19 protein-coding genes are annotated in these 19,834 nt (G+C 67.9%); 9 read left to right on the forward strand and 10 right to left on the reverse strand.

What is annotated here, in order from left to right:
- Nucleotides 1-20 precede the first annotated feature (20 nt).
- Nucleotides 21-2,012, reverse strand: coding sequence for an AMP-binding protein (locus tag P3102_RS18570; RefSeq protein ID WP_346660186.1), 1,992 nt, complete (start codon nucleotides 2,010-2,012; stop codon nucleotides 21-23).
- A gap of 233 nt (nucleotides 2,013-2,245) precedes the next feature.
- Between P3102_RS18570 and P3102_RS18575 the strand changes: the two genes are divergently transcribed.
- A complete protein-coding gene (locus tag P3102_RS18575; protein WP_276370954.1) occupies nucleotides 2,246-3,415 on the forward strand; it encodes an epoxide hydrolase family protein in 1,170 nt (389 codons plus the stop codon).
- 79 nt (nucleotides 3,416-3,494) lie between these two features.
- Here the strand turns inward: P3102_RS18575 and P3102_RS18580 are convergent, their stop codons facing one another.
- The 5 genes from P3102_RS18580 to P3102_RS18600 form a co-directional block, all read right to left on the reverse strand.
- On the reverse strand, nucleotides 3,495-4,181 hold the full coding sequence (locus P3102_RS18580; RefSeq protein WP_276370956.1) for a class I SAM-dependent methyltransferase: 687 nt from the start codon (nucleotides 4,179-4,181) through the stop codon (nucleotides 3,495-3,497).
- A 27-nt stretch (nucleotides 4,182-4,208) separates the two neighbouring features.
- The gene (locus tag P3102_RS18585; RefSeq protein ID WP_276370958.1) at nucleotides 4,209-5,009 is read right to left on the reverse strand and encodes an SDR family oxidoreductase; all 801 of its coding nucleotides are present in this window, start codon (nucleotides 5,007-5,009) and stop codon (nucleotides 4,209-4,211) included.
- Between the two features lie 29 nt (nucleotides 5,010-5,038).
- Nucleotides 5,039-6,163, reverse strand: a complete 1,125-nt coding sequence (locus P3102_RS18590) for an acyl-CoA dehydrogenase family protein (protein ID WP_276370960.1) — start codon at nucleotides 6,161-6,163, stop codon at nucleotides 5,039-5,041.
- Nucleotides 6,164-6,384: 221 nt separating this feature from the next.
- A complete protein-coding gene (locus P3102_RS18595; protein WP_276370962.1) occupies nucleotides 6,385-6,801 on the reverse strand; it encodes an SgcJ/EcaC family oxidoreductase in 417 nt (138 codons plus the stop codon).
- A gap of 11 nt (nucleotides 6,802-6,812) precedes the next feature.
- Complete coding sequence (locus tag P3102_RS18600) at nucleotides 6,813-7,973, reverse strand: acyl-CoA dehydrogenase family protein (RefSeq protein ID WP_276370964.1); 1,161 nt, start codon at nucleotides 7,971-7,973, stop codon at nucleotides 6,813-6,815.
- A gap of 575 nt (nucleotides 7,974-8,548) precedes the next feature.
- Between P3102_RS18600 and P3102_RS18605 the strand changes: the two genes are divergently transcribed.
- From P3102_RS18605 to P3102_RS18635, 7 genes are all read left to right on the forward strand, one after another.
- Nucleotides 8,549-9,427: an AraC family transcriptional regulator gene (locus P3102_RS18605; RefSeq protein ID WP_276370966.1), complete on the forward strand. Its 879-nt coding sequence runs from the start codon at nucleotides 8,549-8,551 to the stop codon at nucleotides 9,425-9,427.
- A complete protein-coding gene (locus P3102_RS18610) occupies nucleotides 9,424-9,720 on the forward strand; it encodes a hypothetical protein (protein WP_276370968.1) in 297 nt (98 codons plus the stop codon). Before P3102_RS18605 ends, P3102_RS18610 begins: the two co-directional genes overlap by 4 nt.
- A 174-nt stretch (nucleotides 9,721-9,894) precedes the next feature.
- Nucleotides 9,895-11,163, forward strand: coding sequence for a beta-ketoacyl-[acyl-carrier-protein] synthase family protein (locus P3102_RS18615; RefSeq protein WP_276370970.1), 1,269 nt, complete (start codon nucleotides 9,895-9,897; stop codon nucleotides 11,161-11,163).
- Nucleotides 11,160-12,419: a ketosynthase chain-length factor gene (locus P3102_RS18620; RefSeq protein ID WP_276370972.1), complete on the forward strand. Its 1,260-nt coding sequence runs from the start codon at nucleotides 11,160-11,162 to the stop codon at nucleotides 12,417-12,419. Before P3102_RS18615 ends, P3102_RS18620 begins: the two co-directional genes overlap by 4 nt.
- A gap of 1 nt (nucleotide 12,420) precedes the next feature.
- Nucleotides 12,421-12,663: an acyl carrier protein gene (locus P3102_RS18625; protein ID WP_276370974.1), complete on the forward strand. Its 243-nt coding sequence runs from the start codon at nucleotides 12,421-12,423 to the stop codon at nucleotides 12,661-12,663.
- Between the two features lie 255 nt (nucleotides 12,664-12,918).
- Complete coding sequence (locus tag P3102_RS18630; RefSeq protein ID WP_276370976.1) at nucleotides 12,919-13,866, forward strand: aromatase/cyclase; 948 nt, start codon at nucleotides 12,919-12,921, stop codon at nucleotides 13,864-13,866.
- Complete coding sequence (locus P3102_RS18635) at nucleotides 13,863-14,777, forward strand: MBL fold metallo-hydrolase (protein WP_276370978.1); 915 nt, start codon at nucleotides 13,863-13,865, stop codon at nucleotides 14,775-14,777. Before P3102_RS18630 ends, P3102_RS18635 begins: the two co-directional genes overlap by 4 nt.
- 39 nt (nucleotides 14,778-14,816) lie before the next feature.
- Here the strand turns inward: P3102_RS18635 and P3102_RS18640 are convergent, their stop codons facing one another.
- From P3102_RS18640 to P3102_RS18650, 3 genes are read right to left on the reverse strand one after another with little or no spacing between them, the layout of a single operon-like run.
- Nucleotides 14,817-15,122 carry a muconolactone Delta-isomerase family protein gene (locus tag P3102_RS18640; protein WP_276370980.1) on the reverse strand — a complete coding sequence of 102 codons (306 nt, stop codon included), beginning with the start codon at nucleotides 15,120-15,122 and terminating at the stop codon, nucleotides 14,817-14,819.
- Nucleotides 15,070-16,746 (reverse strand): GMC family oxidoreductase N-terminal domain-containing protein, encoded by a 1,677-nt coding sequence (locus tag P3102_RS18645; RefSeq protein ID WP_276370981.1) that lies wholly within the window; start codon nucleotides 16,744-16,746, stop codon nucleotides 15,070-15,072. Before P3102_RS18645 ends, P3102_RS18640 begins: the two co-directional genes overlap by 53 nt.
- A complete protein-coding gene (locus P3102_RS18650) occupies nucleotides 16,743-18,206 on the reverse strand; it encodes an aldehyde dehydrogenase (RefSeq protein WP_276370983.1) in 1,464 nt (487 codons plus the stop codon). The genes P3102_RS18645 and P3102_RS18650 overlap by 4 nt, the downstream gene beginning before the upstream one ends.
- A gap of 286 nt (nucleotides 18,207-18,492) precedes the next feature.
- Here P3102_RS18650 and P3102_RS18655 point away from each other — a divergent pair, with 286 nt between their 5' ends.
- On the forward strand, nucleotides 18,493-19,278 hold the full coding sequence (locus P3102_RS18655) for an SDR family NAD(P)-dependent oxidoreductase (protein WP_276370985.1): 786 nt from the start codon (nucleotides 18,493-18,495) through the stop codon (nucleotides 19,276-19,278).
- Between the two features lie 66 nt (nucleotides 19,279-19,344).
- On the opposite strand, the gene P3102_RS18660 is transcribed toward P3102_RS18655, so the two are convergent.
- Nucleotides 19,345-19,773, reverse strand: coding sequence for a nuclear transport factor 2 family protein (locus tag P3102_RS18660; protein ID WP_276370987.1), 429 nt, complete (start codon nucleotides 19,771-19,773; stop codon nucleotides 19,345-19,347).
- Between the last annotated feature and the right edge of the window lie 61 nt (nucleotides 19,774-19,834).

The following is a 19,834-nucleotide window of genomic DNA, read 5'->3' on the forward strand; positions in this document are numbered from 1 at the left end:
TCCCTGTCTCCGGATCCGGGTCAGCCGGCCTGCCGGACGGCGGACATCTCCGTCTGGAAGGTCTGGACCTTGTTTCCCTTGGCCGCGAAGACGTCGACCTGGCCGCTCGAGGTGAACAAGCCGTCCGCGAGAACTCCCTGCTGGAAACCTCGAACCCCCCAGCCGCGCAAGAGATCGTGGTCGAACTCGAAGCGGACGACGTCGCCATCCTGGCCCCAGGTCAGGCTGCCGGTGAACCCGGTCGACGTGTTGACGACGCCCTTGCCGTCCGCGGTGAAGGTGAAGACCGCGTGCCGGGTGACTTTCCGCTCTGGGCTCTCTTCGATCGCGGTGACCGACCACTTCCCCACCAGGGAGTCCGCGGTCTCCCCCGCACTCAACCGTCGCGCGATGTCGGCTCGCAGCGCCCTCTTGTCGATCTTCCCGATATTGGTGACCGGTAAGGTATCCACCTGGATCACGCGATCCGGCAACTTGAAGGGGGCCACCTCGGCCCGGTTCATCACCGCCAGCACGTCCACCAAGGACACCGCGATGCCGGGACGGCATACGACGTACACGCAGACGCGTTCGCCCAGTTCCGGATCCGGCATGGCGACCGCGGCGGCCATCGTCACACCGTCCACCCGTTGGGCGAAATCTTCCACTTCCTCCGCGGAGATCTTCTCGCCCCCGCGGTTGATCAGGTCCTTCTCCCGGCCCTCGACGACCAGGTTGCCGTCCGGCCGCAATCGCACGATGTCACCGGTCCGGTACCAGCCGTCCGCAGTGAACGCCCTGGCGTTGTCCTCCTCCGCGCGGTAGTAGCCGCGGAGGGTGTAAGGACCACGAGTGAGCAGCGATCCTGGTGTGCCCACGGGTACCGGATCCCCGTTCTCGTCCACCACCGCGAGTTCGTCGGCCGGGCTCATCGGCCGTCCCTGGGTCGCCACCCGCACGTCTTCGGGATCGTCCAGGCTAGTGGCGCACACCAATCCTTCGGCCATCCCGTATCCGTGCTGGAGCGTGCAGCCCAGCGTCCGGCCGACCCGGACCGCGACCGGCTCGGCGAGCGGGGCGCCCCCGACCATCAGGACCCGCAGCGAACCGAGATCCGCCCGCGAACCCGCCTCGCGGTGTTCGAGCCAGCGGGTCACGATCGTCGGGACGGCGGCGGTGATCGTGACCCGCTCACGTTCGATGGCCGCGAACGCGGCGGCGGCGGCGGTGAACGAGCCACAGACCACCCGGCCTCCCGCGAGGAGGGTGGCGAGCACCCCGCCCAGCTGGAAGTTGTGACTCATCGGGAGTACCGCGAGGTTGACCGTATCCGGACCGAATCGACCCGATTCCCGGCACAGCCGCAAGTAATACGCGAAGTCATCGTGGGTACGCGCGATCAGTTTCGGCTGTCCGGTGGTCCCACCGGACAGCAGGAAGAGCGCGATCGCGCGGGAATCGGGCAGCTCGGAACCCGGATCACCCGCCGCGGCGCTGAGTGCCCGCAGATCGTGGTTGCCATCCTCGATCTCGTCTCCCGCGACGAGGACATACTCGATCGTCGGTGCCTCGCTGACGACCCGGCGCGCCATCTCCTGGTGGTCGAAACCGCGTGTATCGGCGGCCACGACAAGGGCACGTGCCTCGACTCGCCGTCCGATGCCCACGATCTCGTGCGCCCGGTGCGCGGGCAACGCGAGGACTGGCAGCAGTCCGGATCGGAAGCAGGCCAGCAGGACGACCACGAGTTCCCAGCAGTTCGGCAGCTGCACCACGACGCGATCGTCCACTCGCAACCCCAGCGAACGCAGGCGCCCGGCGAGACCTTCCGCGCGCGCCATCAGTTCCCGGTACGTCAGCCGGATATCACCGTCGACGAGCGCCGTCTCGTCCGGCCGGCCGGACGCGACGGCGGCGAAGTACTCGGCCAGCGGGCGTCCTTCCCAGTATCCCTCGTCGACGTAACGAGCGACGATGTCGTCCGGCCAGGGCGTGAAGCCGGCGCTGCTGGGCTGGATCAGTGCTGAGGCCACTTTTTCTCCTCCCCTATCGGGCTGGAACGATTACCGCGAAATGCTTCGCTGCTGCGTCTCATGCTGGCCGCAGACACGGCTCGATCACGTCTTCAACCCTGCTTGCGGTGCGCACGGTCGAAGACGTGCCCGGAATCGGCGGCCTGGCACGGTACGACTGATCAGCCAACGGTTTTCCGAACACCGAGAACACTGTTGATCCAGCCGGAAAAGACCACCGCATCGGAGTTCGCATGAAGCCTTTTCGTATCGATATCCCCCAACGGGAACTGGACGAACTGAAGCAGCGTCTCGCGCAGACTCGATGGCCCGACGCGGGTCCTGAGCCAGGCTGGGCGCGAGGAATCCCTCTCGACTATCTCAAGGATCTGACCAGGTACTGGCTCGAGGACTACAATTGGCGGGCCGCCGAAGAAAGGTTGAACTTCTTTCCGCAGTTCACCACCGAAATCGACGGCGAGAACATTCACTTCCTGCACGTCCGTTCCCCCGAGCCGGACGCCGTCCCTTTGATTCTCACCCACGGCTGGCCGGGTTCCTTCGTCGAATTCCTGGAAATGATCGAACCGCTGACCGATCCGCGGAAGCACGGCGGCGATCCGGCCGACGCGTTCCATGTCGTCGTCCCCAGCCTTCCCGGATTCACGTTCTCCGGTCCCACCAAGGACACGGGCTGGGACATTCCGCGGATCGCCGATGCCTGGGCGGAACTGATGCGACGGCTCGGCTACGACCGGTATGTCGCGCAGGGCAGCGACTACGGGATGCTGACGTCATTGCAGCTCGCACTGGCAGCCCCGGACCACGTGTCCGGTGTGCACATCAACATGCTGGTCGCCTTCCCGCCGCAGGACGACCCCGCCGCGATGACCGGCCTTGACGAGGACGAGCAGGCCCGGCTGGCGCACGCGACGCGGTTCGCGCTGGACGGTTTCGGTTTCCAGAAGATCCAGTCCAGCCGGCCGCAGACGCTCGCCTACGCGCTCACCGACTCACCAGTGGGTCAGCTCGCGTGGATCGCGGAGAAGTTCAAGGAATGGGCGGACGCGCCCGACGTGCCGGAGGACGCGGTCGCCCGCGATCACTTGCTGACCAACGTCACGCTCTATTGGCTGACCGCCACGGCCGGGTCGAGCGCGCAGATCTACTACGAGTCCGGCCGCCTCCCCGACCAGTTCAACCAGACCTGGGGCGGCCCCTGGCCGGTCACCATGCCGGTGGGGATGGCCTTCTTCCCGAAGGACGTGTCCCGGCCGATCCGCCGATGGGCCGAAAAGACCATCCCCACCCTGACGCATTGGACCGAGTTCTCCGGCGGCGGCCACTTCGCCGCGATGGAGCGGCCGGACGACCTCGTACGCGACATCCGCACGTTCGTCGCCCGGAACGTCCGGCACCGCTGACACCCGCGACCTGAGCGAAACCCGAAGCCGCGCTGGAGATCTCCGGCGCGGCTTCGGGTTTCGCGGGATAGGCGGCTGGTCAGCGAAGACGTACCGACACCTCGAGGCCGTCCCCGAGCGGGATCTCGATGGTCGAATACCCGTTGGCGGGATCGTGCACGTAGTCGTGATAGTCGCGCAGGATCTCCCCGCCACCGGGAACGCCGTCCGAGACGACGAGTGCTCCCTGGCGCAGACTCGGCTCCACCAAACGCAGAACCTCCAGGTGTGTTCCCGGGAAACCGTCGACCAGCACCAGGTCGACCTCGCCGGGCAGATCCCGCAACGTGGTCCTGGCATCCCCCTCACGGATCTCGACCAGGTCGTCCAGCCCTGCCTCGGCGAGGTTGGCGCGCGCGGCCCGCACCTTGTCAGGGTGCAGTTCTGTCCCGATCACCCGGCCGTCGCCGTTGTCCCGGACCGCTGAGGCCAGGTAGATGGCCGAGACACCGAACGAGGTGCCGAACTCCACGACGGTCTTCGCGGTGGCGAACCGGGCGAGGAGATGAAGCAGGTTCCCGGTTTCGGCGGACACCGGGATGCGCAGCCCGGCGAACAGTTCGCTCATTTCGGCTACCGGAAGGTCGTATCGCGGCCGGTCCGGAACGCGGCGCGCCCGGTCGGCCAGCTCGCCGCCGAGTGCCACGAGTTCGGGACGTTCCCGCCTCTCTTCGGCGCGCAGACGGTTGAGCACGCGGCGCACCCGCGCCGTGGTCAAGGTGTTCATCGATGCCCTTCTCTTTGGTCGGTCCGGTCAGACAAGGGTCACGCCGCCGTCGACCGGCACGAAGAGTCCGGTCAGCCGTTCGGTCAGGTCGCCCACCAGCGCCACAACGGTGTTCGCGACGTCCTCGGCGCGGATGATCGGCTGCAGCGGGGTCTGTATGGCGATATGTTCGATGATCGTCTGCTGATGCGGCCCCGCGTTGGCGTCGGTGGGAACGAAACCGGGCGCGACGTTGTTGACCCGGATCCCGTCCGGGCCGAGCTGCTGGGCCAGCAGGCGGGCCACACTGTCCTGGGCGCTCTTCGCCACCGCGATCTCGGCAGGCGCGGGAGCGCTGTTGTGCGTCACGGACGCACCGATGAAGATGATCGAACCACCGCCGAGCCGTCGCATACCCGGCACCACCTGCCGGCAGCAGGTGAGAGTGGCGTCGAGCTGAGACAGGACGGCGCCGCGCAGCCCTGCCACTCCCTTGTCCGAGTCGATGAAGGACGGTACCGAACGTCCGACTTTCGAACTCAGGTTCCGGGTGTCGCCGATGACGTTGCAGACCAAGATGTCGATCTCGCCGAGTTCACGGACCGTCCGTTTGACCAGCGCGCGCACGTCCTTCGGTACGCGAGCGTCGCCCTGGACGGCGATCGCCTGAGCCCCGGTCTCCTTGATGTCACTGACAACCTGGTCAGCTGTGTCCACATTGGAGTGGTAGTTCACGGCCACCGACGCGCCGTGCCTGCCCAGCGCACGTGCGGTCGCCGCTCCGATACCACGGCCCGCTCCGGTCACCAGCGCGGTTTTCCCCGCCAGCAGGCGCTTTGGATCTTCCATCCCCTGTCCCTCCTCCTCGATCGTGGCGACTATCCCGCCGCGTCCAGCAGAGCGGGCCCGTACGCCGAAGCGGCGGCAGACAGCTGGACGGCGTGATGGGTGGCCGCGCAGCTGACATCGCGCCAGAATCGCTGGGCGGGGACGTCGTCCGCGAAACCGGACGGACCGCCGAGCCGGACGAGCCTGTCGACGGCGGTGACCGCGAGATCCGTGGCGATCGCCGCGTCGCGGCGGAGTCGTGCCCGCTCACGCCGGCCGAACCGGCCTTCGTCGCACTGCTCGGCGATCCGCTCGATCACCAGGCGAGCCGTGTCGATCTCGCCGGCTGCACGGGTGAGGACGAGATGGACGGCTCCTCCGGCATTGCGCGTGCCACTGCGGTCCCGCTTCGCCGCCTGCCGGGCGACCGCGGCCTTGAGCGCCCCGGTGGCGGCGCCGACGATCGGAACCGCGAAGGTCAGCCCTCCCGCGGCCCGCAGCGGGGCCCGGTGACAAGCCGGCAGCGACGGATCGTCGAGTCCGTTGGTGAGCGAGGTACGCGGAAACGCGCGGTGGGCGGGCACGAACACGTCCTCGACGAGGAGCGTATTGCTCATGGTGGCCCGCATACCCGTCGAGTACCAGGTGTCTTTGACGACGTAGTCCTGCCGTGGCACCGCGAAGAACATCGGCGGCTGAGCCGGGTCGCCGGGTGCCGGTCCGCAGACCAGCGCCCAGCCCGCCACCTCCGCCCCGCTGATGTAGAGCCATTCACCGGAGATCCGCCAGCCGCCTGGTTCCTCGCTCACCCGACCTGCCGGTACCAGTGCGCTGGCGACGATCTGATCCGGGCTGTCGGCCCAGAGCTCGGCCTGCGCCTGTTCGGGAAGGAACGCGGCGAACCGCCCGGAGTACGCGAAAATCGAGGCGAGCCACGCCGCGGAAGTGCAGCCTTCACCGACCAGCGCGACCGCGGAAACGGCTTCGGCGAAGCCACCGGCGAGCCCGCCCCATCGGGTGGGCACGAAATGTCGGGCGAACCCGGCCGCCACGATCGCGTCGATGACGGTTTGGTCCAGTCGCCGCGCCGCTTCGCCGTCGAGGGCTCGTTCGGACGCCAATGCTCTCGCCGTCTCGGCTGCTTCCAGCAGTGACGGCTGGGTAGTGGAAGTCATCGTCATTCCTTATCCGCCCGGAGAAGGGCTTAGGCCGTGCCTCTCGATTCACCACCGCGGCGACCACCGCGCTGCCGCGCCTGGTCCTGGGCTGAAGGCGTTTTTCACCGCGTCTCACGCGATGAAAAACGCTTTCGTCGCGTCACATGCGTGGAAAGTCCCCTTCAGCCCCATATAGCGGGTCGGCAGTGGCGATTCGGGTGCGAACTGGGGGACACGGCTCAGATCGGACTGTTCTGGTAGGCGGCGAGAAACCATTGCCCGTCACGGTTGACCACGACCCAGGACGCCCGGATGGCGTTCGCGTCGGACACCTCGCTCTCACCGGGCTGGAGCACGCCGCCCCGGGAGAGCAGGACAGCGGCGTCCCGGGCCAGCGGACGCAACCCCAGAGGCTGGCCGGTAACCTGCGTGCCCTTGTACTCATTCTGAAAGGCCGACTTCAGGTAGGAGCGGATATCCTCCCGGCCGTTCCGGTAGACGCCGGACAGGATCATGGTTCCGTCTTCGGTGAACAAGTCGGCGAACGCGTCCGCGTCGTGGTAGGCCCACGCCGCGATGACCCGCCGGGTCAAGGCGGCGATGGCCACCTTGTCCGATTCGGACAGTTCCTCGCCGGGCCGGGTGCTCGTGCTCATCGCGTCCCTCCTCAGATGTAGAGCGTGTCAGGTTCCAGTCCGCACAGGACTCGTCCGTACAGCTCGTTGTTGGTGTTCGGGTTCATCAAGGCGTGCAGGTTCACCGCCTGCACGTCACGCTGAATTCGCTGGATCGGGACGTCGGCGTAGATCGACGACCCGCCACTGGCGGAGGCGAGGACGTCCACCGACTCCTTGACCAGCCGGGCCACCGCCCCCAGATCAGCCCTGGCCCGGACGCGTTCGGTCAGCGTCCAGCCGACGTCCTCGGCGCCCTTGGTGTCCACGAGGCTTGCCAGGCGGTGCGCGTGAAACTCCGCCGCGTCCAGCTTCTGGGTCGCGTCGGCCACCTGCAGGTGGGTCAACGGCGCCTCTCGCTGGCTGTCGTAGCCGGTGTAGGTGATCTTGCGGTTCGGCAGCCGCTTGAGGAAGGCATCCTTGGCCGCCCGGCCGAGGCCGAGCAAGGTGCCGACCGAAGACGCGGAGGCGACCGGCAGCAGCGGGACCCGGTAGATCGGCGACGCCGCGCTGAGGGCGGATGCCGAGTTCCCGCGTAACACCTCAGTGAGCGGCAGCACCCGTTCGCGGGGGACGAACAGGTCCTTGGCGACCGTGCTGACGCTGCCGGTCCCCCGCATCCCCGAGGTCTGCCAATCGTCCACGACCAGCAGGTCCGTCATTGGCACCAGCGCGACGACCGGATACGGCTGCCCGTCCGGCGGCGCGAGGATCGCGATGACCTCCTGCCAGTGCGCGTGCTGGGCGCCGCTGATGAAGCCCCACTTCCCGTTGACCACGATCCCCCCGTCCACGGGCGCGGCCATGGCGGTCGGGCTCAGGGTTCCGCAAACCCGCACGTCCGGGGTGGCGAACACCTCGTCCTGGACGGCGTCCGGGAACATCGAGGCCATCCACGCGGGAATCCAGTACACAGACGTCACCCAGGCGGCCGCGCCATCGCCGCGGCCGAGTTCGGTGGCCACCTCGGCAAGGGTGCGGGTATCGGCCTCGTATCCGCCATACCGTTTCGGATGGCGCAACCGGAACAGCCCGGCTGTCGCGAGCGCCTCGATCGAATCGTTGTGCAACCGGCGATTATCCTCGGCCCACGCCGAGTTTTTCTGCAGGATCGAACGCAACGCGGCCGCCCGCTCGACAACCTCTCTACGCATATCCAGATCGGACGTCAACACATGCCGCTCCTCGACGTAAAATGAATTGAGCAAGGGCTAGCCCGCAGACACTCCACGAAAGCATCCAACCCCGCTCGATGGCCATCTCGGAAAACAAAGCATTGCAATTTCGCCGAATCGGCCGCGTCTCCATCCGTGTCCTGACAGCACCGCGCCACACTCGGTCGCCATCCCGGCAAATCGGATATAACCTCCCTTTTTGGCACATTGCGTCTAAATAACTCCGCGCGAGCACAACCGCCGGACAGGTAACGCCAATCAGGTTAGATACCAGCACTGATCCGCACAGAGAGCCACCTTTAGGCTATTCGTGTACCTCGGCGACTCCTGATCAGCGGTACTGGATCAAGACAGGCGATGCCGTAGCGTCAGCTCACTAGCCCATTAGATTGTCGATCTCTTCCCTGCTGCCCGCTTGATCACACAACAGTCAAACATCAGCTAGATTGGACCCCGCGCCAAGCACTGAGCAGTGTCTGAAAATTCCTGTTCAGTAATCGACCGGAGGCTGGTCGATAGGACTATGGCAGTTCACTCAGGGGGGGGAACGCTTCGTGATCAACGATGCCATCGAGAAGGCACTACAAATCATTCATTCACGGTATTCCGAGCACCTTACCGTCGAAAGTATCTCTGCCGAGATATTCGTCAGTCCGTTCTATTTTTCGCGCGCTTTCCAGCGGGTCACCGGAATCCCGCCCAGCCGCTACCTGAAAGCGCTTCGCCACTTCGAGGCCAAGCGACTGCTGATGACGACGTCCCTGACGGTGTCCGACGTGGTCACCTCGGTCGGCTACGCCAGCGTGGGAACCTTCTCCAGCCGCTTCCTCCGCGAGACCGGCATGACGCCGACCCAGCTGCGCGACCCTGAAGTGCAGCAACTGTTCGCCGCGGTCGGCCCCAGGTTCCGCGTGATGCCCTCGTTCGAGACGACCATGGCCGTCAGACGGTCTTATCCTGCTTCATCGAGACCGGCAGGATCAGTGGTCAGCCGCATTTCCTTCCCCGGTGAGTTGGCTCCGGCCGACATAATCGTGGGCGTCTTCGACAGCATCGTCCCGCAATGCGCGCCGGTCGCTTGCACCGTACTCCGGCGGTCGCGCGCGGTCGAGGTACTCCTCGGGCGGGTCCCCATTGGTCGCTGGTCCGTCGTCGCGCTGGCGGCGGGCGCGGACGCCGACAGCGGAGAACCACAGCTGATCGGCGTGAGCAAGGTGTTCACGGTCCGCCCTGGCCGGACCACCTCCGCGGAGGTGCTGATGCATACGCCGCAGTTGAGCGATCCGCCGATTGCGACGGTGTTCGCGCCGCCACCGTCCCGTCTTTCGGCGATGATCCCCACCGCTCGGGCCGGCGGCGACCTGGCGGAGGCCTACCCGAGGGCGCTCCGCGACGGCGAGGGGTGGGCAGGCCGGGTGATGTCGTCCCGATGACCGGAGAACTCCCGCGGAGCAGGACTTCCCTGACCGCAGACACCGAGGCGATCAGCGACCAGCTCGCCAGGCTGGCTGCGCGACTGCGCCCTCCCGCGGCGCCCGCGGATCCGGTGCTGTGGGCCGCGGCGGCCGCGCTGGACACCGCTGAACTGCTGCTGACCGGATACACATGTCATCAGCAGGGCGCTCCGGTCGCGTGCCGCGGCGCGCTGCTCGAAGCACTGGGCAGCGCTCGCGCGGCGGTCGGCGCGGTGACCCACGCACTGCGGGACACGGTGGGTACGGCGTGAGCGCACCCGCTTATAGCGACCTTGGACAGAGGTTGTGCTGAATCGATAGCGGCACGCCACAGCCTGAAATCGCCCCGCTCCACTTCGAGCACAAGATCGACTCGACCGGAGGAAGCCTTCAATGCAGCTTGCAAAACACCCGGCGCCATCAGGCGCGGACCTGAGGCACCGCCGATGAAACGCCAGGCGGTCATCACCGGCATCGGCGTCCGGGCACCGGGTGGGGCCGGGACGAAGGAATTCTGGGACCTGCTCACGTCCGGCCGCACCGCCACCCGGCGCATCTCCTTTTTCGATCCGAGCCCGTTCCGATCCCAGGTGGCGGGTGAATGCGACTTCGATCCGGTCGCGGCCGGACTGGACGAACGCGAGATCCGCCGGATGGATCGGGCGGCGCAGCTCGCCGTGGTGTCGGCCAGGGAATGCGTGGCCGACAGCGGCCTGGAGTTCGACAGCGTCGACCCGCACCGCGTCGGCGTGACCGTCGGCACCGCCGTGGGCGCGGCGACCAGCCTGGAACGCGAGTACCTGGTGCTGTCCGGTGGCGGACGCGACTGGAGTGTCGACCACCGGTACGCCATACCGCATCTGTTCGACTATCTGGTACCGAGTTCGATGGCGACCGAGGTGGCCTGGTCGGTAGGTGCGGAGGGCCCGGTGGCGGTGATCTCCGACGGATGCACGTCCGGCCTGGACGCCCTCGGCCACGCGGCGCAGCTCATCGAAGAGGGCTCCGCGGACGTGATGATCTCCGGCGCGGCGGACACCCCGATCACCCCGATCGCTGTGGCCTGTTTCGATGCCATCCGCGCGACCACACCGGACAACCACGACCCCGCGACGGCGTCCCGGCCGTTCGACGCCACCCGCAGCGGCTTCGTTCTCGCCGAGGGGGCGGCGATGTTCGTCCTCGAGAGCCATGAGCACGCCGTTGCCAGGGGCGCCCGGATCTACGCGACGCTCGCCGGCTTCGCCACCCGCTGCAACGCCCACCACATGACCGGGCTGCGCCCCGACGGCCGCGAGATGGCCGAGGCGATCCGGCGCGCTCTCGAGGAATCCCGCGTGGATCCCTCGGACGTCGACTACGTGAACGCACACGGCTCGGGGACACGGCAGAACGACCGGCACGAAACGGCCGCGTTCAAACGCAGCCTCGGCGAACACGCGCGCCGGGTTCCGGTGAGTTCCATCAAATCCATGGTCGGCCACTCGCTGGGGGCCATCGGGGCCATCGAGATCGCCGCTTGCGCCCTCGCGTTGTGCACCAACGTCATCCCGCCCACCGCCAACCTGCGCCGGCCCGATCCGGACTGCGACCTGGACTACGTGCCGCTCACCGCCCGCGAGACGCGGGTGGACACGGTGCTCTCGGTGGGAAGCGGGTTCGGCGGCTTCCAGAGCGCCCTCGTGCTGCGGTCCCCCGAGGCGGTACGGGGATGAGCGCCGTGCCCGAAACGGGCGATACGCGGGCCATCGTCACCGGAATCGGGGTGCTCGCGCCCAACGGCTGCACCGTCGAGGACTACTGGTCCGCCGTACTGGCGGGCAGGACTGGTATCGCCCCGCTCAGGGGCGAGCACTACGACGGCTATCCTGCCCGGCTCGCCGGGCAGGTAACCGGCTACGACACCGCAGAGCGGCTACCGCCGGGGCTCCTGCAGCAGACGGACCGGGTAACCCGGCTGGCGCTGGCCGCGGCGGAGGACGCGCTGGCCGACGCCGGGGCCGACACCCGGCAGCTGTCCGAGTACGACCTGGGGGTCGTCACAGCGAACGCGACCGGTGGCTTCGAGTTCACCCACGTGGAGATCCAAAAGCTGTGGACCCGCGGCCCGGAGTACGTCAGTGTGTACGAATCGTTCGCCTGGTTCTACGCGGTGAACACCGGGCAGATCTCCATCCGGCATGGTCTGCGCGGCCCCGGCGCGGTTCTGGTGGCCGAACAAGCCGGTGGCCTCGACGCGCTCGGGCAGTGCCGCCGGGTCCTCAGGAGCGGCACCGGTCTGGTGCTCGGTGGCGGACTGGATTCCGCACTCGACCCGTGGGGCTGGGTGTCGCAGCTGGCGGGCGGGCGGATCAGCGCCGGAACCGACCCGTCGACCGCCTACCTGCCGTTCGACGACCGTGCCCGCGGCTACGTCCCCGGTGAGGGCGGGGCCATCCTCGTCTTGGAACGCGAAGAGTTCGCCCGCGCTCGCGGCGTCTCGGACAGCTACGGGGAGATCTCCGGCTATGCGGCCACCTTCGACCCGGCACCGGGCTCCCGGCGGCCACCCGGGCTGGCCCGCGCCATCCGGCTGGCCGTCGCCGACGCCGGACTGACCCCCGCCGATGTCGACGTGGTCTTCGCCGACTGCGCCGGTGTACCGGAACTCGACGCGGCCGAGGCAGAGGCGATCGTCTCGGTGTTCGGGCCGTACGGCGTTCCGGTCGCGGCCCCGAAAGCGCTCGTCGGCAGGTTGTACTCGGGTGGCCCGCCGCTCGATGTCGTCACCGCGCTGCTCGCCCTGCGCGACAGCTTCATCCCTCCCTGCGGGCCCGCGCTCCGGCCGGACCCGCGGCACCGGCTGGACCTGGTGACCGGCCTGCCGCGCCACGCCAGGCTTCGGCACTGCCTGGTCGTGGCGCGAGGTGTCGGCGGCTTCAACGCGGCCGTGGTGATCAGCGGCCCCAACCGACTGACCGGAGATACCTGACATGACACTGGACGAACTGCGCGCGATCCTCGTCGAATGCGTCGGCGCGGTGACCGGGCTCGACGGTGACTTCGCCGACGTCGACTTCGACGAACTGGGGATCGACTCGCTCGTGGTCATGGAGACGACCGCGCGGGTCAGGCAGCGGTTCGGGGTGGTTGTCCCGGATGACGCGACCGCCGACCTGCGGACGCCGGCGGCTCTGCTGGACGCCATCAACGCCGTGCGTCCCGCACTCGATTAGGCGAGTCCCGGCGTGGCGCGGTTGTCGCGTTAGGACAGTGGGTCCATGAAGGACTCCTTCCCTACCTTTGTCTCTAGTATATAAGGGCGTTCGGGCGCCTCCGGCACTGACCCTCGAGTTCTTGACCCGAGAAAAAATCATGCGGCCCCTGACCTCGGCCAGACGCGACGATTCGAGAGGTGACGATGCAGGAATAGGCCCTTCCTAGGCCCAGCACGATTTTCGATTCAGACACGACTCAGGAAGGGGATAGCCATGACCGAGTACAGCACGCATTCCATCACCGTCCCGGCCCCCGTCGACCAGGTGTACGACCTGGTCGCCAAGGCGGCCGACTGGCCGGCGCTCTTCCCACCGACCGTCCACATCGAACACCTCGAACGCGGCGAAACCCTGGAGCGGTTCCATATCTGGGCGCTGGCGAACAACGGTGTCAAGGACTGGGTGTCGAGGCGGACGCTGGACCGCGTCGCACGCGTGATCACCTTCCGGCAAGAAGTGTCCCGGCCGCCTGTCGCGGCCATGTCCGGAACCTGGCTGTTCACCCCCACTGCGGACGGCGGCACCGCCGTCGAGTTGCGGCACGAATACACTCCGGTCGACGACGACCCGGGTGCGTCGGCCTGGATCCGCCAGGCGCTGGACACCAACAGTGCGGCGGAACTGGCGAGCCTCAGCCGGGCCGCCGCCGGAGGCGCCGCCGCCGAGCGGGTCCTGCGCTTCTCCGACTCCGTGCGGATCGCCGGCCCGCACTGGCTCGCTTACGAGTTCATCGACGAGGCCCAGCACTGGCCGGAACGGTTGCCCCACGTCGACGACCTCGATTTGACGGTCGACGACGATGGAGCGCAGCGAATGACGATGACCACGATCGCGCCGGACGGTTCCCGGCACACCACCGGTTCGACGCGAATCCGCCTCGAGTCGAGCATCCTCTACAAGCAAACGACCCCGCCGCCGTTGCTTTCCGGTCACAGCGGCCGGTGGATCTTCGCGCCGGATGGCGACAGCTGTGTCGTGACCTCTGAGCACACCGTGGCGATCGACCCGGACACCGTCGAGAAAGTCCTTGGCACGGGCAAGACGCTCGCGGACGCACGCGACTTCGTGCGCGGCGCGCTCGGCGGCAACAGCCTCATCACCCTCAGGCACGCCAGGGATTTCACCGAGTCCCGCGCCACCACACCGAAGCGATCGACATGAGTCCCGCTGAGCCGCGGCCCTACCTGACCGAGCTGGCCGACGGCGTCTTCGGCTACATCCAACCCGACGGCGGCTGGTGCGTCAGCAATTCCGGGGTGATCACCGGAGGCGGCGAAGTTGCGCTGGTCGACACCCTCGCCACAGCGTCGCGCACGCTCGCGCTGCGCGTCGCCGTCGCCGATCTCGCCGCCGGACCGGTCCGCACCGTGATCAACACGCATTTCCACGGAGACCATACGTTCGGCAACCAATTCTTCCCGGACTCGACCCTGATCGGGCACCGACAGACCCGGACCGAAATGCTCAAGGCCGGGCTCGGTCTCACCCGCTTGTGGCCGGACGTCGACTGGGGACAGCTTCGGGTCACTCCGCCCACCGTCCTGCTCGACGACCGGGCGACCCTGTACGTCGGCGATCGCGAGGTGCGGCTCATCCACGTCGGCCCGGCGCATACGACAACCGACGTCGTGGTGTGGCTGCCCGAGGAGCGGGTGCTGTTCGCCGGCGACGTGCTCATGTCCGGGTGCACACCGTTCATCCTCATGGGATCACTCGCCGGGTCGCTGGAGGCGATCGACGAGCTGGCTCGCCTCGACGCGCGGGTCGTGCTCAGCGGCCACGGGCGCGCGACGGGACCCGAGGTGCTGGAAGCCAACGCCAGGTACCTCCGCTGGCTCGGCGACGTAGCCGCGGCAGGACGGCGCGCCGGGTTGTCGCCGCTGAAACTGGCGAGGAACGTCGGCCTCGGAGAGTTCGGCGAGCTTCTCGATCCCGAACGGATAGTCGGAAACCTGCACCGCGCCTACGCCGAAGTCGGCGGTGCCGCTCCCGGTGCCGATCTGGACGTGCTCACGATCTTCGCCGAGATGGTGGAATTCGGCGGCGGACGGCCACCGGCCTGCTGGGCGTGATGGCCCCCGGGGCGCAGTGACCGCGCCCCGGGGCTGCCGTCATTCGTCGCGGGGGGTGGACTCGAAGCTTCCGGAGAACGCGCCGAAGTCGGTCAGCGGGAATACTTCGAACTCCAGGTGCGCACTGATCGGGTTGTCGTAGATCGCCGCGAGAAGCTCTTCGTGCGACGGGACGTCGATAATGAACAGCCCACCCGAAGCACCTACCCGCGTCCAAGCGTGGAGGACCAGCCCCCGGTCCATCAGGCTCTTCATGTAGGCCACCCCGGTGGGTAGCCGGCGGCGGTACTCGTCACCGGTGATACCGCTCGGCGCCTGGTTTGCCAGCACAGCGAACTTCGCCATTTTCCACTCCATTCGTCGTTCTCGGGAAATCCGTGGCAGTTTCTTCGCGGATGAAGTCCGCGCACCGCTCGCCGACCATCAACGCGGGTGCGTTGGTGTTGCCGCGGGGGATGATCGGGAAAACCGACGCGTCGGCGACCCGCAACCCGTCCACGCCGTACACCCGGAGCCGCTCGTCCACCGCGGAATCCTCCGGGTCTCCCATCCGCACCGATCCGCTCGCGTGGAAGGTGTGCGCACCGGTCTGGCGGATGTGGTCGACGAGCGAGGCCCGATCTCCGCCGGGTATCAGCGCACGCCCGAGGTGATGGGCGAGAGGGCGCCGTGCGGCGATGTCGCGCAGCACCTCTAGCGCGTGCAAGCAAGCCGCCAGTTCCTCGTCCGTGGACACCAGATTCAGCCGCACCGACGCCGTCGTGTCCGGCCGTCGGGAGCAGATCAGCACCGAACCGGTACCGGCGGGCGTCAGATAGGACGCGCCCATGGTGACGGCGGGGACGGGATGGCGGTGGCCGTCGGCGCTGAAGAAGACGGGGGCGAACAGGAGCTGGAGGTCCGGCGCCGCCAGCGCGGGATCGCTGCGAACGTGCGCCAGCGCCTCGCCGACGTTGCTGGTGAGCTTCCCGGTCCGGCGTAGCGCCCACTCCGCGAGATAGCGGAACCGGGGCAGGTTTCCCCGTCCGGTCACGTCGTTCAGCCCGACGGCACCGGACGCGGACTCGAAGTGTATCGACACCAGCGGATGTTCGGCGAGGTTGGCACCGACCGCGGGCTGGGCCACCTGGATCGGTACGCCGACCGCGCGCAACCGGCCCGGCGGTCCGATCCCAGACCGCTGAAGAATTTCTGCACTGCCGAAGGTCCCGCCGCACAACACGATCTGTCCCGTCGCGACCGCGACGTGCGGTCTGCCGCGTCGGATGTACTCGACCGCCACCGCACGGCCGCGGCGCAACCGGACGCGATCGACCAGTGCCCCCGTCAGGATCGTGAGGTTGGGGCGATCGCGCGCCGGCCGCAGGAACGCGGTGGCCGAGTCCTGCCGTGCGCCACGCCGTTGGGTGACCTGCGGCCGCCCGACGCCGTCCTGCGTAGCGCCGTTGAAGTCGTTGTTCGACGGGATGCCCGCCGCGAGTGCCGCGTTGATCCAGTCATCGCTCAGCAGGTCAGGCGACGGAATCGTGGTGACGCCGAGCGGGCCCCCGACACCGTGGTAGTCGTCCCTGATCTCCTCGTTGTGCTCCGAGCGCCGGAAGAACGGCAGCACCTCCCGGTACGACCAGCCGCCGGCGCCACGGGCGCACCAGTCGTCGTAGTCCAGGTGGTTCCCGCGGATGTAGAGCATCAGGTTCATCGACGAGCTGCCGCCCAGCATTCTGCCCCGCGGCTGGGCCAGCACCCGGCCGCCGTAAGTGGGCTCCGGCTCGCACCGGTAGTCCCAGTCCAACCGGGACCCGAACTGCGCGCCGAAGGCCAACGGGATCCGTACCTGGGGCACCCGGTTGGAACCGCCTGCTTCGATCAGCAGTACCCGGTGGGCCGGATCTTCGGAAAGCCTTGCGGCGACCGCGCATCCCGCCGTTCCCGCGCCGACGACGACGGTGTCGAAACCACGCGGGCTCACCTCCCGGTCCAGTCACGATGCGGCAGGTAAACCGACTGCGGCTCCCGGTAGGCGGCGAGCGCCTCCGGACCGAGTTCCCGGCCGAGCCCGCTGGCTTTGACTCCGCCGAACGGAGCCATGATGTCCACTGTGTACCCGTTCACGCCGACCGTCCCGGTGCGCAGGCGCCGCGCGAGAGCGAGACCGCGTGCCTCGTCCGGGGTCCAGACCGTTCCGGCGAGCCCGTACTCGGTGTCATTCGCCAGCGCCACCGCCTGCTCGGTGTTCTCGTACTCGAGCACGGCCAGCACCGGCCCGAAGATCTCTTCGCGGCAGACGATCCCGTGGTTGTCCAGGCCGGTGAACACGGTGGGCTCCACGTACCAGCCGCGTTCTCTCGTGGCCGGGCGGCCCCCGCCGGTGGTGACCCGCCCGCCCTCGGCCCGGCCGGCGGCGATGAAGGCTTCCACCCGCTCGCGCTGCCGGGCGGTGACCAGCGGCCCCAGCTGCGTGGCGGGATCCAGCGGGTCACCGATACGCAGCCCGGCGGCCATCGCGGTCACGGCGTCGACGACCTCGTCGTACCGGCGTCGCGGCGCGAGGATCCTCGTGGACAGAAAGCATGCCTGGCCGTTGTTTCCGAGTGTGCCTGCCGCGAGTTCGGGAAGGACGGCCGGCAGATCGACGTCGTCCAGCAGGATCGCCGCGGACTTCCCGCCCAGCTCCAGCGTCACCGGACGCAGCAGACGACCGCAAACCTCGGCGATCGCCCGTCCGGTGGCGGTGGAACCGGTGAAGGCGACCTTGTCGACCCCGGGGTGGGCGACCAGATGCGCGCCGACCTCGGCGCCACCTGGCACGATCGAGACGACACCCTGCGGAAGGCCTGCCTCGACGACCGCTTCCGCCAGCAGGAAAGCGTCGAGCACGGTGTGCGGAGCCGGTTTGACGACCACTGTGCAGCCAGCCGCCAACGCGGGGGCGAGTTTAGCGAACGTCAAGGTCTGCGGGAAGTTCCACGGGACGATGGCGGCCACGACGCCGACCGGATTGCCCCGCACGATGATGGTACCGCCCGCCATGCCGCGGCGCGGCACTTCTGCCTGTTCTTCGGTGACAAGCGCCGAATAGTAGCGAAGCAGCGCGGCGGGCGCGGAGCCTTCGCTTCGAGCACCAGTGGTGACCGGCATTCCGTTCTGCGTGCTGACCCGGCGGACGGTCTCGGCGTTACGCTTGTCGAGGGCGTCGGCCAGTCGCAACAACACATCCGCCCGCCGTCGTGGCGACCACGCCGCCCAGCCACGCGGATCGTCGAAGGCTGCCCGAGCGGCGGCGACCGCCCGGTCGATGTCCGCCGCGGTACCCTCCGGTACCCCGCCCAGCGGCTCCTCGGTGGCCGCCGAGACGACCTCGATGCGGCTTCGGCCCTCGGGCCGCGTCCAGCGGCCCCCGACGAGCAATTCCTGGTACTCGATGGTCATGGGCGCTCCAAGACGAAGGGGTTCTGTCCGAACTTCATCGTGTCCGGAAGTCCTTTAATCCGGCTAATGTCGCGGGATAGAGACCAAGGTGACGCGAAGTTGCCTTCACCCCACCCGCGACCACGAACGGCTCTCGACGAAGTCATCCTGGAGATTCGTTCGGGACATGCGTCCATTATGGAGAGCTGTCGAGCGCGACCACTCTTTCGCCGTTAAAGCGAAGGTCGAGGTCATTCCTCCACTGTGGTTGCGGAAACCGTTTCACACCAGGGCATGGAGGACATCGATGGCGGACAGTACACGCGCGGTCGCCTTGGTCACGGGCGCCACCCGGGGTATCGGGCTGGCCGTGGCCGAACGACTCGTCCAGGACAGCCTGCGGCTCTTTGTCTGCGCCCGCACGAAGGACGACGTCGACAGGACCGTCCGTGCGCTCGGCGCGAACGGTGCCGAGGTAAGCGGCGCGGCCTGCGACGTGACGTCTTCCGCGTCGGCGGACGAACTGGTACGCCAGGCCGTCGAACGGTTCGGTCGCGTCGACGTGCTCGTCAACAACGCGGGCCGCAGTGGCGGCGGGCCGACCGCCCAGCTTACCGACCGGCTGTGGAAGGAAGTCATCGAAACGAATCTCGACAGCGTGTTCTACGTGAGCCGGGCGGTGCTGACCGCGGGTGGCATGCTGGACCGCGGTTCCGGGCGGATCATCAACATCGCGTCGACCGGCGGGAAACAAGGGGTGGTCCTCGGCGCCCCGTACTCGGCGTCCAAACACGGCGTCGTCGGTTTCACCAAGGCGCTGGGCCTCGAACTCGCGAAGAGCGGGGTCACCGTCAACGCGGTCTGCCCCGGCTACGTGGAAACCCCTATGGCACGGGAGGTACGGTCGAACTACGCCAAGATCTGGGAGATCGACGAGGACGAGGTGCTCAGCCGGTTCAACGCCAAGATCCCGCTGGGGCGCCACACACAGCCCGCCGAGGTCGCGGGCCTCGTGCACTACCTGACTACCGAAGCCGCCGCCCCCATCACGGCGCAGGCCATCAACGTCTGCGGCGGATTGGGCAACTATTGAGCCAGAACCCCGAACCGGGGCAGGGCACTCCTCGGAGTGCCCTGCCCCGGTTCGGTTCGTTTCGGTTCAGGCGATCGAATCGCTGTTGACCGCCCGGCGCAGCACGAGCAGCTCGCCGTTCTCGCGCACGAGGCTGTCGACGATCTCGCCTGCCCAGTGCAGTTTCGGCGGCTCCCCCGGCGCGGTGTTCGTGACCAGGGCGTAGCTCACGACGTCGTACCGTCCGGGACCGCCTTCCTTGATCACGCTCATCGACATCCAGTGCCGACGCCGCTCACCGTTGCCCGCCAGCTGTTTGGCGAAGTCGTCGAGTTTGCGCACGATCGCCTGCCTGCCGTGCGCGGTGGACTGGTGTTTGACCGGGGTGAACTCGCAGTCGTCGGCGAACGTCTGGGCGAACTCCGCGTACCGCCCGTTGTCCATCGCCTGGACCTGGCGGGCGTAGAAGTCCTGGATCTCCGCCATGATCTCGTGGGACACCACTGCTTGTGTCATCTTCTCCTCCTCGGTGAGTCGGCCGTGTTCCGGTCCGGCGACGCGGAACGAGAACCGCGGG

The sequence above is a fragment of the Amycolatopsis sp. QT-25 genome (assembly GCF_029369745.1).
Taxonomy (GTDB): Bacteria; Actinomycetota; Actinomycetes; order Mycobacteriales; family Pseudonocardiaceae; genus Amycolatopsis.

Bases quoted from the DNA above. Each gene is read 5' to 3' on its own strand.
- P3102_RS18575 (WP_276370954.1), top strand. From the start codon at position 2,246: ATGAAGCCTTTTCGTATCGATATCCCCCAACGGGAACTGGACGAACTG.
- P3102_RS18580 (WP_276370956.1), bottom strand. From the start codon at position 4,181: ATGAACACCTTGACCACGGCGCGGGTGCGCCGCGTGCTCAACCGTCTG.
- P3102_RS18585 (WP_276370958.1), bottom strand. From the start codon at position 5,009: ATGGAAGATCCAAAGCGCCTGCTGGCGGGGAAAACCGCGCTGGTGACC.
- P3102_RS18590 (WP_276370960.1), bottom strand. From the start codon at position 6,163: ATGACTTCCACTACCCAGCCGTCACTGCTGGAAGCAGCCGAGACGGCG.
- P3102_RS18595 (WP_276370962.1), bottom strand. From the start codon at position 6,801: ATGAGCACGAGCACCCGGCCCGGCGAGGAACTGTCCGAATCGGACAAG.
- P3102_RS18600 (WP_276370964.1), bottom strand. From the start codon at position 7,973: ATGCGTAGAGAGGTTGTCGAGCGGGCGGCCGCGTTGCGTTCGATCCTG.
- P3102_RS18610 (WP_276370968.1), top strand. From the start codon at position 9,424: ATGACCGGAGAACTCCCGCGGAGCAGGACTTCCCTGACCGCAGACACC.
- P3102_RS18615 (WP_276370970.1), top strand. From the start codon at position 9,895: ATGAAACGCCAGGCGGTCATCACCGGCATCGGCGTCCGGGCACCGGGT.
- P3102_RS18620 (WP_276370972.1), top strand. From the start codon at position 11,160: ATGAGCGCCGTGCCCGAAACGGGCGATACGCGGGCCATCGTCACCGGA.
- P3102_RS18625 (WP_276370974.1), top strand. From the start codon at position 12,421: ATGACACTGGACGAACTGCGCGCGATCCTCGTCGAATGCGTCGGCGCG.
- P3102_RS18630 (WP_276370976.1), top strand. From the start codon at position 12,919: ATGACCGAGTACAGCACGCATTCCATCACCGTCCCGGCCCCCGTCGAC.
- P3102_RS18635 (WP_276370978.1), top strand. From the start codon at position 13,863: ATGAGTCCCGCTGAGCCGCGGCCCTACCTGACCGAGCTGGCCGACGGC.
- P3102_RS18640 (WP_276370980.1), bottom strand. From the start codon at position 15,122: ATGGCGAAGTTCGCTGTGCTGGCAAACCAGGCGCCGAGCGGTATCACC.
- P3102_RS18650 (WP_276370983.1), bottom strand. From the start codon at position 18,206: ATGACCATCGAGTACCAGGAATTGCTCGTCGGGGGCCGCTGGACGCGG.
- P3102_RS18655 (WP_276370985.1), top strand. From the start codon at position 18,493: ATGGCGGACAGTACACGCGCGGTCGCCTTGGTCACGGGCGCCACCCGG.
- P3102_RS18660 (WP_276370987.1), bottom strand. From the start codon at position 19,773: ATGACACAAGCAGTGGTGTCCCACGAGATCATGGCGGAGATCCAGGAC.